This is a genomic window from Luteibacter jiangsuensis (assembly GCF_011742555.1).
In the GTDB taxonomy this organism is placed as follows: Bacteria; Pseudomonadota; Gammaproteobacteria; order Xanthomonadales; family Rhodanobacteraceae; genus Luteibacter; species Luteibacter jiangsuensis.
In genome coordinates this window covers 457,143-468,517 of the sequence record NZ_JAAQQR010000001.1, presented here as the reverse complement: position 1 = coordinate 468,517, position 11,375 = coordinate 457,143, and the positions used below count along the sequence as shown (strand labels likewise).

At 65.7% G+C, this 11,375-nt stretch carries 12 protein-coding genes and 1 tRNA gene; 10 read left to right on the top strand and 3 right to left on the bottom strand.

Annotated elements, in window-relative coordinates; translation table 11 throughout:
• The first annotated feature begins 15 nt into the window (after positions 1–15).
• Both HBF26_RS01980 and HBF26_RS01975 read left to right on the top strand, forming a co-directional pair.
• On the top strand, positions 16–918 hold the full coding sequence (locus tag HBF26_RS01980; RefSeq protein ID WP_167122531.1) for a DMT family transporter: 903 nt from the start codon (positions 16–18) through the stop codon (positions 916–918).
• Between the two features lie 66 nt (positions 919–984).
• Positions 985–2,616 (top strand): serine hydrolase, encoded by a 1,632-nt coding sequence (locus HBF26_RS01975; RefSeq protein ID WP_167122529.1) that lies wholly within the window; start codon positions 985–987, stop codon positions 2,614–2,616.
• Positions 2,617–2,619: 3 nt separating this feature from the next.
• Here HBF26_RS01975 and HBF26_RS01970 read toward each other — a convergent pair whose 3' ends face one another.
• Positions 2,620–5,043, bottom strand: coding sequence for a DUF3772 domain-containing protein (locus tag HBF26_RS01970; RefSeq protein WP_167122527.1), 2,424 nt, complete (start codon positions 5,041–5,043; stop codon positions 2,620–2,622).
• A gap of 158 nt (positions 5,044–5,201) precedes the next feature.
• Here HBF26_RS01970 and tpiA point away from each other — a divergent pair, with 158 nt between their 5' ends.
• The 5 genes from tpiA (at position 5,202) to HBF26_RS01945 (ending at position 7,715) form a co-directional block, all read left to right on the top strand.
• Positions 5,202–5,954 (top strand): triose-phosphate isomerase, encoded by a 753-nt coding sequence (gene tpiA / locus HBF26_RS01965; RefSeq protein WP_167122525.1) that lies wholly within the window; start codon positions 5,202–5,204, stop codon positions 5,952–5,954.
• Positions 5,955–5,979: 25 nt separating this feature from the next.
• Positions 5,980–6,411, top strand: a complete 432-nt coding sequence (gene secG, locus HBF26_RS01960; RefSeq protein ID WP_166697965.1) for a preprotein translocase subunit SecG — start codon at positions 5,980–5,982, stop codon at positions 6,409–6,411.
• A gap of 23 nt (positions 6,412–6,434) precedes the next feature.
• Positions 6,435–6,519: transfer RNA gene (locus HBF26_RS01955), tRNA-Leu, on the top strand.
• Complete coding sequence (locus HBF26_RS01950) at positions 6,510–7,190, top strand: hypothetical protein (RefSeq protein WP_167122523.1); 681 nt, start codon at positions 6,510–6,512, stop codon at positions 7,188–7,190. The genes HBF26_RS01955 and HBF26_RS01950 overlap by 10 nt, the downstream gene beginning before the upstream one ends.
• A gap of 93 nt (positions 7,191–7,283) precedes the next feature.
• Positions 7,284–7,715, top strand: a complete 432-nt coding sequence (locus HBF26_RS01945) for a hypothetical protein (protein WP_167122521.1) — start codon at positions 7,284–7,286, stop codon at positions 7,713–7,715.
• A 15-nt stretch (positions 7,716–7,730) separates the two neighbouring features.
• Here the strand turns inward: HBF26_RS01945 and HBF26_RS01940 are convergent, their stop codons facing one another.
• Complete coding sequence (locus HBF26_RS01940; protein ID WP_167122519.1) at positions 7,731–8,096, bottom strand: UBP-type zinc finger domain-containing protein; 366 nt, start codon at positions 8,094–8,096, stop codon at positions 7,731–7,733.
• Between the two features lie 103 nt (positions 8,097–8,199).
• Positions 8,200–8,478: a hypothetical protein gene (locus HBF26_RS01935; RefSeq protein ID WP_167026604.1), complete on the bottom strand. Its 279-nt coding sequence runs from the start codon at positions 8,476–8,478 to the stop codon at positions 8,200–8,202.
• Positions 8,479–8,594: 116 nt separating this feature from the next.
• Here HBF26_RS01935 and HBF26_RS01930 point away from each other — a divergent pair, with 116 nt between their 5' ends.
• The 3 genes from HBF26_RS01930 (at position 8,595) to HBF26_RS01920 (ending at position 11,262) form a co-directional block, all read left to right on the top strand.
• Entirely contained in the window at positions 8,595–8,954 is a 360-nt protein-coding gene (locus HBF26_RS01930; RefSeq protein WP_167122517.1) for a DUF1304 domain-containing protein, read from the top strand.
• 76 nt (positions 8,955–9,030) lie between these two features.
• Complete coding sequence (locus HBF26_RS01925; RefSeq protein ID WP_167122515.1) at positions 9,031–10,740, top strand: patatin-like phospholipase family protein; 1,710 nt, start codon at positions 9,031–9,033, stop codon at positions 10,738–10,740.
• A gap of 150 nt (positions 10,741–10,890) precedes the next feature.
• Complete coding sequence (locus tag HBF26_RS01920; protein ID WP_167122513.1) at positions 10,891–11,262, top strand: response regulator; 372 nt, start codon at positions 10,891–10,893, stop codon at positions 11,260–11,262.
• Positions 11,263–11,375 lie beyond the last annotated feature (113 nt).

The window sequence follows — 11,375 nt, the reverse complement described above, 5'->3', positions numbered from 1 at the left end:
TCCTTGAGGTTCCGTATGTCGTCCGTCGCAGAGACCCCAGCCGATTCGCTTGTCGCCACGGGGGCGCGCGACTGGCGCACGCCGGCCGAACTCGTGGCCCTCGGTGCGATCTGGGGCGGTTCGTTCCTCTTCATGCGCGTTGCGGCGAAGGACTTCGGTCCGTTTCCGATGGTAGCGACCCGCCTGGCCTTCGGGTCCGCGATCTTGCTGCCCCTTCTGTGGAGAGCACGGTCCGTCATCCGCGTCGCCCACCTCTGGAAGATGCTCGCGCTGGGCGCGCTCAGCGCGGCCATTCCGTTCACCCTGTTCGCATGGGGCGCGGAACGCGCTCCCGCAGGCATCGGCGCCATTGCCAACAGCATGACCGTGCTCTTCGCCGCGCTGGTCGCCTTCATCGGCTTCGGCGAGAAGATCGGCACCCGCAAGGCCATCGCGCTGGTGGCGGGATTCGTCGGCGTGGTGATCCTGGCCAGCGGCCGTACCGCGGGCGAGAACGTGGCCCCCGCCGCGCTTGCCGGCGCCGCTGCATCGTTCTGCTACGGTCTGGCGGCCAATCTCATCAAGAGGTACCTGTCGGACATCGCGCCGACCGCCGTGGCGGCGGGATGCCTGCTCGGAGCCACCCTGCTGATGGCGCCGCTGGCCGTGTTCACCTGGCCAGAGGCGCCGATTCCCGCCACGTCCTGGGTGGCCGTGGTGGCGCTTGGCGTGCTCTCGACGGGACTTGCCTATGCGTTCTATTTCCGCCTGATCCAGCGCATCGGTGCCCCGCGCGCGGCCACGGCCACGTATCTCGTGCCGCTGTTCGGCGTGGGCTGGGCATGGATGTTCCTGGGCGAAGCATTGACCCCCACCATGGCGCTCGCCGGCGCCATCATCCTGGGCAGCGTCATCTTCAGCCAGAAGCGCAAGGCCTGAGAGCTCCCTTTCGCCGGGGGCGCCGGTTGGACTAGTCTCGGCTCTCTCCAGATGCAGGGACTGTCCATGTCGCGCCTTCGCCACTGCCTCGCCTTCGGCGTCGCAAGCTTCGTTTTCGCGCTCGCCGCGCAAGCCCAGGAAACCAGCGCCCCCGCTTCCGCGGCTGCCGCGCCCGCCGCTCGACCGGCGGCTCTCGCCGACTTCGACACCTACGTCGATGCGACGCGCAAGCAGTTCGATGTGCCGGGTATCGGCGTGGCGATCGTGAAGGACGGCAAGACCGTTCTCGAGATGGGCTCCGGTGTTCGCAAGCTGGGCGAGCCGGCGAAGGTCGATGCGCATACGCAGTTCGCGATCGCGTCGAACACCAAGGCGTTCACCGCCGCGTCGCTGTCGATCCTGGCCGACGAGAAGAAGCTGGACATGAACGACCGCGTGATCGACCGGCTGCCGTGGTTCCAGATGTCCGACCCGTACGTGACGCGCGAGATGCGTATCCGCGATCTGCTCGCGCACCGTAGCGGGCTCAGTCTCGGCGCCGGCGACCTGTTGTACTGGCCGGCCACCACCTATACCACGCAGGAAGTGGTGCAGCGGCTACGGCATGTGCCGCTCACCAACAGCTTCCGCGCGGAATACGCGTACGACAACATCCTCTTCGCCGTGGCCGGCCTCGTCATCGAGCAGGTCTCCGGCAAGCCATGGGCCGACTTCGTGCGCGAGCGCATCTTCGCGCCGCTGGGCATGACGGAATCGCAGACCCATGCTCCCGACAGCATCGGGCCGAACGACGACATCGCCACCGGGCATGCCAAGTTCGACTTCAAGGACCTGAAGCCGGTGGCGCCCATGTCGTGGAACAACAACCAGGCCGCGGGGGGCATTTACTCCAGCGTGCACGATCTCTCCAAGTGGATGAACATGCAGCTCGCGGGCGGCACCTATACCGACGCTTCGGGCAAGGAACAGCGGCTCTTCAGCGCGAAGCGGCAGGCGGAGATGTGGTCGCTGCTCACGCCCATCCGCATCAGCGAACCCAGCGTGCCGGAGCTCAAGGCCACCAAGCCCAACTTCTACGGTTACGGCGAAGGCTGGTTCGTTTCGGATTACCGCGGCCACAAGCTCGTATGGCACACCGGTGGCTGGCCGGGCATGGTGTCGCGCGTGACCCTGGTACCGGACCTCAAGCTCGGCATCGTGGTGCTCACCAACCAGGAATCCGGTGCCGCCTTCCAGGCAGTGACGTATCGCGCGCTCGACGCCTTCATGGATGCGCCGAAGACCGACTGGAACGCGGCTTATGCGGCCAGCGTGAAGAAGGCCGAGGCCAATGCCGACGAGAGCATGAAGAAACACGAGGCGGAGCGCATGAAAGGCGCGAAGCCCTCGCTCCCGGTCGATCGCTATGCCGGTACGTATCGCGATCCCTGGTACGGCGACGTCAAGGTGACGAAGGAGGGCGGGAAGCTTGTGATGAGCTTCGCGAAGACGGCGCAGCTGAAGGGCACCCTCGAGCCCTGGCAGCACGACACCTTCATTGCCCACTGGAACGATCGCTCGCTCAACGGCGACGCCTTCGTCACCTTCTCGCTTAATCCGGACGGCAAGGTGCGGGAAGTACGCATGGAGCCGGTGTCGCCGCTGACCGACTTCAGCTTCGACTTCCAGGATCTGCGTCTGACGCCCGTCACCGACTGACGATCAAGCGGACGCGTCGGGGTCCGTCGAAGCCTTCGGCGCGTCGGCCCCGCTCGGGCCGACGAGGTCGCCCACGCTGCCGCCCGAGCGCAGCACCAGGTCCTGCGGGCGCAGCAGCGGAATGCCCGCATCGCGCAGGCGCGCAATGATGTCGAACAGCAGGTCGCTCTTCACACCGCCCACGTCGCGGGGGCTGCCCACGTAGCAGATGGCCATGAAGGTCATCGCGGCATGGTCGACGTTGTCCAGCATCACCAGCGGCGAGGGGGTCTCCTGCACCGAGGCGTGGTCGTGCATGGCGGCGAGCATGAGTTCGCGTATCGCGAGCGGATCGCTGTCCAGCGGCATCGGCATCTTGAACAGCACGCGTCCCTGCGGATTCGCCATCGTCATGTTGCGCACGGGCTTGGTGATGAACGACGAGTTCGGCACGATGATGGTCGAGCGATCGGCCACCTGGATCTCCGTGGCACGCACGTTGATCCGCCGGATGTCGCCCTCGGCGTCGTCCAGCACCACCCAGTCGCCCACCTTCACCGGCCGTTCCGCCAGCAGGATCAGCCCGGAAATGAAGTTCTGCACGATGGCCTGGAGACCGAAGCCGATACCCACCGAGAGGGCGGACGCCACCCAGGCCACGTTCTGCACGGAAAGGCCCATCGCGAGCAGGGCGATGGCCACGACGATCACGACGCCGACGTAGCCGAGCAAGGTGGTGAGCGAGCTGCGCATGCCGGGGTCGAGGTTGGTCCGCGGCAGGTATTGCTCCGACATCCAGTTCTTGATCACCCGCACTGCGAGCAGGCCGAGGAAGAACAAGGCGATGGCGCTGAGGATCTGGCTGGGCTTGAGTTCGACGTTATAGATCTTCAGCGACTGCAGCTTGCTGCCGAGCGCGAGGATGTCCGACGCCCCCGCGCCGAAGCCCGACATGACGGCCGTCAGGCCGAACAGGAACAGCGCCAGGCGTACCACGCCCGACAGGAGCACGCCGGCCTGGTCGAGCAGCTTCGGATGCGTGCCGAATACCGCCTGAGCGCGGGCGCTCATGGGGCCCTTTTCGGAGAGAAGGGTTTCGAACAGATCGTCGACGAGGCGCATCGCCAGATAGGTGGCGGCAATGACGATCGCCGTCCACACGACCTGGCCCGCCATGAACGAGGCGAAGGCGATGAAGCCCGTAAGCAGCCCGATCCACGACGCCACGATGGCGATCCACGCGGCGGCGATGAACAGGCTGGCCCAGATCGGCCGCGGAGGCGGCGGTGTGCCGTCGACGTCATGGTGGTGCGTGCGGCTGAGCCGCAGGAGTGCCACGGCAGCAAGCAGCGTCAGCACGATGGCCTGCAGGCTGCTGGTGACCACGGTGGCGGCAAGGCTCGTGCCTATCGTCTGGTTCAGTTCCTTCAGGAAATAGAACAGCACCGCCGCGAGCGAGATGAGCATTGGAAACCGGCGCAGCGCCAACGCCGTTTCGTCCGGTATGGCCGGCAGGCGCCAGGAAGGGCGTTTCGCCGAGATCAGCGCGCGGCCGAGCCCGGCGACGAAGGCACCGAAGAACACGATGCGCACGAGCGCACGCGCCATCTCGTCCGTCTCCTCACTGAAGACGTCGTTCCAGTTGAGGCCGGTGTACAGGAGCTGCGTACCCAGTCCGGTGGTGAGCGTGGACGTGAGCGCGATGCCCACGATCAGGGCGGAACGACGCAACCGCCCCGGCGGCATGCGGTTCGCGGTGAGGCTGCGCACGCGCGATTCGATGTAGAAGCGCACCACCGTCATCAGCAGCAGGCCCAGCACAACGCAGGAGATCAGCACCGTGCGGTTGCCGCTGCTCCAGCTGGTCGCGACATCGCTTTTCACGGTGTCGGAGAACGCACGCAGGTTCGCCAGATCGCGCGGGAAGGCGGCCGCCGGTTCGGACCAGAAGGGGCGCGACAGTGGCGAGTTCGTGCGTTGCGAAATGGTTTCCTGGAACCGGGTGCGGCGCAGGTTGATCAGCTGGTTGGCGGTCTGCTGGGCCTCGAGCGCGATGCCGTCGGCCGTCTTGATGCGCGCATCGACGGTGTCGAAGGCCTTCTGTGCGTCCCTCCGGGTGGCCGCCAGCTCCGGCGGTTCCTTCGTGCCGGCCGCCGGCGGCGGGCCCAGCTGATCCAGGCGTGCCTTTGCGGCGTCGCGGTCCGGTTGCAGGGAGCTCGACAGCTTTTGGGCAGCGTCCGCCACGTCCGAGACTTTTCCGCGAAGGCCATCGAGGTCCTGGTTGGAAGCCTTGTCGTCCTTCATCGCCTTCTCGATCGCGTCGAGCTGGCTGCGGAGGGCGTCGATCTGCTGGGCCGGGGTGGCCGGGGTGCCTTCGTCCGTCTGCGCCAGCGCGCCGCCAGCGCAGACCAGGAGGAGGGCGATAAAGAAAATTCGTAAGGTGCGCATGAGGCGATGATCGAAGCCGGTAGCCGTCAGGTCAAATGCCCGAGCGATGCGTTACGCTCCGTGAACGGGCCCCCGGACAGTCCATGCGGCAATGCAGCTTTGCCGGGGAGGGGGCCGCCGCTATCCTGCCGCCCCTTTGCCCACGCCTGGAAGCTCCCATGCGCAAGAAGCTGGTCGCCGGTAACTGGAAGATGCATGGCTCACGCAGCATGGCCGACGCGCTCGTGCGCGAGATCGTCGAGAACCGCCCCGATGGCGTGGACATCCTGGTTTTCCCGCCGGACGTATATCTGGCGGAGCTGACCCACCGCTATGGCGACCGGGGCCTCGAATTCGGGGGGCAGGATCTTTCCGAGCACCACGTGCCTGGCGCCTACACCGGCGAGGTGTCCGGCGGCATGCTGGCGGATGTCGGTGCCACGTGGGTCCTGGTCGGGCACTCGGAGCGCCGCCAGTACCAGCACGAAAGCGACGAACTGCTGACGAAGAAATTCGCCGCGGCGCGCAAGGCCGGGCTGAAACCCATCCTGTGCGTGGGCGAAACCCTGGAGGAACACGAGGCGGGGCAGGCGGAGGCAGTGATCAAGCGCCAGTTGGGGGCCGTGCTCGACGGCTGCGGCGTCGAGTGTTTCCGCGAAGCGGCCATCGCCTACGAGCCGGTCTGGGCCATCGGCACTGGCCTCACGGCCACGCCCGAGAAGGCACAGAAAATTCATGCCGTCATCCGTAGCCAACTGGCAAAAAAGGATGCTAATATCTCGCTCCTGACCCGGGTGCTTTACGGCGGAAGCGTCAAGCCGGCCAATGCGGCCGAACTTTTCGCCCAGCCGGACGTGGACGGGGGACTCATCGGCGGCGCCGCTCTGGTGGCTTCCGATTTCCTGGATATATGCGCCGCGGCGCGTCGATAATCGCGACACGGCAAACCAAGAAGACATGTTCATTCTCTTCAGCGTTTTCTATATCCTGATCGCCGCGGCGATGATCGTGCTGATTCTCATGCAGCGCGGTGCCGGCGCGGAGGCAGGTTCCGGCTTCGGCGGCGGCGCGTCCGCCACGGTGTTCGGTGCACGTGGCTCGTCGAGCTTCATGACGCGCGCCACCGCGGTGCTCGCCACCCTGTTTTTCCTGCTCAGCCTCGGCATGGGCATTTACCTCGGTCGTACGGGCAATCCCCAGCCGGCCGCGGATCTTGGTGTGATGTCGGGTGTCACCACCCCGGCCGCTCCCGCCAACAACGCTCCGGTAGCCCCGGCCGCGTCGGACGTGCCCAGCGCACCCGCCGCCACGGCGCCCGCAGCGAACAACGATGTTCCGGCCCCGAAGCAGGAAGCCACGCAGGCTCCCGCCGAACCGGCCAAGAAGTAGTCGCAACACGCAGTAAAAGTTATGCCCAGGTGGCGGAATTGGTAGACGCACTACCTTGAGGTGGTAGCGGCTTAGGTCGTGGGGGTTCGAGTCCCCCCTTGGGCACCAACGCTAGATTCGGACAACCTCAACCGGATCGCAATGAAACCCGCGAAAGCGGGTTTTTTTGTGTCTGGCACTTCGGTTGCGCTAAGGTCCCTTCTGGGGTGAGGCCACGAACCGCGAGGCCCGACATGAAGATGCGATATCCGTTTCTGGCGCTTTTGTTGTCGATAAGCGTGTCCCTTTCGGCGGTCCATGCCGAAGGCCGGGCCAAAGCGCCGCCGATTCCCGAGGCCGATCATGCGGCCATGCAGAATTATCGGATCACCGACGATGTGGTCCAGCGGTTGCTAGCAGTGTCCGCCGATGCCCGCAAGGCGCGGCTCGACAAGGCCTGGGTGTTCGCCCAGCTTTATTCCAGTTCGCTGGACGACATCACCGATCGCGTGCTGACCACGCAACCGCGGCTCGCCCGCATCGTCGAGAGCCACGGCTTCGGCCGTCGCGAATACATGACGGCGCTTTATGCATTGGCCAGTGCCAGACAGGCGACGCTTTATGGTCCGGACGAGGCATCCGGCGCGAAGATCCACGATCAGTTCGTGTCCTCGAAGAATGCGAGCGAGGCAAACATCGCTTATTACAAGGCGCACGCCGCGATGGTCGATCCGCTGATGGAAGGCGGGCCGGTAACCCAGGATGGCAGCAAACGGCCGCCGGGGCGCTGCTGCATCTGATCTTCCAGAGATGACGCCCAACGCATCGGTCGGCGCGCAGGACCGAAGCCGATGGCGTACGATGGCCGGCCTGTCGCCCTTGGGAAGCTTTCGATGGAAGAGACGCAGAATCCGGTAAACCGCCTGTTCGGTTTCATGGTCGAGTTCGCCGAGCAGATGCTGGCCAAGAGTGGCGAATTCTTCCCGTTCGGAGGATCGATCACGGAAGCGGGGGAAATCGCCGCAGCCGCCGGCGAACCTGACGACTCGGAGCATCCGGAAGCGCAGGCGGTGTACCAGCTGGTGGCGAAGGGCCTCGCTTCCGTGGCGTCGAGCGGCAATGTTGTGGCAGTGGCGCTCGTCGCCGACGTCGTCATGCCCGAAGAACTCGGATCTTCCGCCGAGAACGGCATCCGCGTGCACGTGGAAGCGCCCGGATTCGCGCGCATGGTGTACGTGCCCTATGAACTCCTTCCCGGCGAAGAACAGCCCGTGCGCCTGCACGAGCCCTTGGCCGTCGAGATCGACGCCCGGTTCTTCGGCTGAGCCGGGGAGTCGCCGCTAGCGGTTCTGCGCGCGCAACAACACGCGTTGCCAGTTCGGGGGAACGCGGTCCTCGGGCCCCGGTGTCGACTGGGTCGTCGGGTGGCTGTGCGGCGGCGCGAGCTGCGGCCCATCGAAGCCGTCGCCGGTGCGGTAATCGTAGAACCAGTCCTCGCCCGGCTCGAAGCTCTGGATGATCGGGTGGCCCGTTTCCTTCGCGTGCTTCGTGGCGTGTTTCGACAGCGAGTCGTCGCAGCAGCCAATGTGGCCGCACTGCGCACAACGGCGAAGGTGGAGCCACCAGCCCCCATCCTGCTCGCATTCGACGCAGCCGGTGCCGCTGGGTGGCACCGAAGGGTCGATGCCGTCACTCTGCTTGCTCATGAAAGCTCCCGCTAGCCGATGCTACGGGGCAGCGTAAGGCAAGAGGCGGCACCGTGCATCCCCCGGATGAAGCGAGGTCGAGGCCAGCGCATCCGGGCGAAGGTCACCGGGCAGGAGCGTCGCATTCCCGGGATAGCGTTCCCACCGATTTCGTCAGGGTACGAAGGGCGATCCGCAGTTCCATGGCATTCGGATGGCCGTCGGCCAGCAGGGCTTCGATTTTCTCGGCGGCGTCGGCGACATTGAGGTAATCGTACTGGAGCGCGCAGCGAGCCATGTGGTTGGCGCGCAATTGCGCTTCCGCGTAGTCGCGGTACCGCAGCGCCTGGAGCAGCCCGAGGGCCTCCAGGGAAATCTCCTGGGTTGGGAGGTTCCTGCACATCGCGTTAGTAGGGCCGAACGCCGCACGGGATGCAATCGTCCATCCGGCCTAAGGATGATGCCCGGCAGCTATAACGGCTATCCTTCGCCACCTGGCTCCCTATGCAAGGATTCCGCATGACGCTCGCCGCCAACCTGCTCACCGCGCTGGTGATCCTGATCCACGTCTATATCGTGCTGTTGGAGATGGTGCTCTGGCGCTCGCGCGGGCCGAAGGTGTTCGGCATCAGTGCCGATTTTGCCCGGGACAGCGCGGCGCTCGCGTCCAACCAGGGCCTCTACAACGCCTTCCTGGTGGTCGCCCTCGTGCTTGGTCTGGCGCTTCGCGAGCCTTTCGCCACGGCCTTCGTGTTCTACGGCCTGGGCTGCGTCGTCGTGGCCGGCCTCTGGGGCGCGGTGACCGCCAGCCGTCGCATCCTCTACGTCCAGGCACTGCCGGCCGCGCTGGCGCTCGCGGCGCAGTGGATGGCCAGATAGCGAAACGCGGCAAGCGTTCGCGTTTCATAACCCGCTCGTCGCCGATAATGCATCGACCAACGGCGATGGAGCGGACATGCCCGATACCGATCTGCCCCTGGCGCACCCCGAAATCACGCCGCCGCCGCGGGACAACACCTTCGAGCTGGGCCTGGCGCTCGCCGGCGCCGTATCCGGCGGTGCCTATGCCGCGGGGGTGCTGGACTTCCTCTACGAAGCGCTCGAACACTGGTACGACGCGAAGGCCCGGAAGCTTCCCGTGCCCACGCACGATGTCCTGCTGAGGGACATTTCCGGGGCCTCGGCAGGCAGCATCAACGGGGCGATCTCCGCCGTGGCGCTGCCCTATGCCTTTCCCCACATGCATATCGCGGAGGTGGCTGCGCCGGCCAATCCCTTCTACGACGTGTGGGTGAGGCAGATCGACATCCGCGGCTTCCTCGGCACGGATGACTTGAAGGACAAGAACGTTCCCATCGCTTCGCTGCTGGACACGCGCTGCCTGGACGAGATCGCCGCGAAGGTGCTCCGTTTCGAGGGCGAACCGACGTCACGGCCTTATGTGGCCAATCCGCTGAAGCTCGTATTCACGGTGACGAACCTCCGCGGTATTCCGTATGCGGTGCCTTTCGCGGGCGGTAGCGCCGATTCCGTGCACAGCATGGTGGCTCACGAGGACTATCTGCGCTTCGCGGTGGATACGGGGCAGGGGCCCTACGACCGCGCCTGGCAGTACCCGGACGACCTCTACGTGCCGCATCCGAAGACGCTGCCCGACCGGGCGTGGACGTCGCTGATGAACGCCGCGCTCGCGTCGTCGGCGTTTCCCGGCGGGCTGCGTTACCGCGAGGTGGAGCGGCGCTGGAGCGACTACATGCAACGCAGCGTGGTCGTTCCGGATGAGCACGGCATCTCGCGGGTCGTACCGATCGAGCCCCGCCGCGATGCGTGGGATCGTCATGGCGCAACGTACCGGTTCGTGGGCGTGGACGGCGGCGCGATGGACAACGAGCCGTTCGAACTGGCCCGCACGGAGCTGGCGGGCACGCTCGGCCGCAATCCGCGCCGCGGCGACGAAGTGAACCGCATCGTGCTCATGGTGGATCCGTTTCCCGAGCCCGACGACCTGGGGCCCGAATATGCCGCGTCGATCAATGTGTTCGAGGCGCTCACCGCATTGTTCGCATCGTGGAAGCAGCAGGCGAGGTTCAAGCCCCGCGAGATCGCCCTTGCCATGGACGATGCCGTGTACAGCCGTTTCCTGATCGCGCCGACACGGCCCTCGGCAAACGGCGCCGAGCGGTGGCTGGGCGGCCGCGCGCTCGCGGCCGGAGCGCTGGGCGGTTTCTCGGGCTTCTTCGCCCAGGCTTATAGACATCACGATTTCCTGCTCGGCCGGCGCAACGCGCAACGTTTCCTGGCGGAGCATTTCCTCGTGCCGGCCAATAATCCCATCGTCGCGGAGTGGGCTGCCGATCCCGCGTTGGCGGGATACCTCCGCGAGCGCGACGGTGTGCTGCACGCGCCAGTCATTCCCCTGGTCGGACATTGCCACCCGGGAACGCGGGAGGATGGGCTGCCCGATTGGCCGAAAGGCGCATTCGACCCCATGACGCTCATGCCTGCGATTCGCAAGCGCCTGGATGCGTTGTACGGGGTGGCGACGGACAAGTGGAAGGACAAGCTGCTGACCTGGCTCGCATGGCATACCTATGCCCGGCGGAAACTGCTGGATTTCACGTCGAGGCGCCTGGTCGACGCGTTACGAAAGCATGACCTTTGGTAAAAAAACGTCTTGAATCGTGGCAAATGACCCTGTGTTGTCGCATTCGTGAAGCAGTGCGAAAAATTCCACGATGAATTTGCTTCGGATGTATGGCCGCGGTGGGAAAACGGGAGTACGTTTGAAGTTCGGCTACTGATCGCGGGTTATCCCATGAACATGACAGCCTCTCCCCGGGCCATTGTCTTCGAAGATCATTCCGGTCTCGCGTCCGCGCTGACCGACCTCCTCGCCGAGCGCCTCGGTTATGACGTTGCGGCCTGTGCCGGCTGCATCGAGGAGGCGATCCGCGTGGCCCACGTGGAGCGCTGCGACGTCGCCGTGGTGGACCTCGATCTTCAGGGCGTCATGGCGTATCCGGCCCTCGACGAATTGAAACGCCGGGGCATTCCCTACGTGCTGGCCACCGGCTCCATGGCGATGGACATTCCGGGGCGCTATCGGGCGCCCCTGGTCCGCAAGCCCTATAGCGCCCATGAGCTTGCCGACGCCATTCGCCAGGCGAGCGCACCCCGGGCGATGTAAAACGCCCCGGGGCGGCCCGGAATCGACCCTTCGGCCCAGCGAAGTCATCCTCGGCCAGGTGATTGATGTAGCGGCGGCAGCCAGGGCCTGTTGCCCTCGCTTCGAGGCCATGG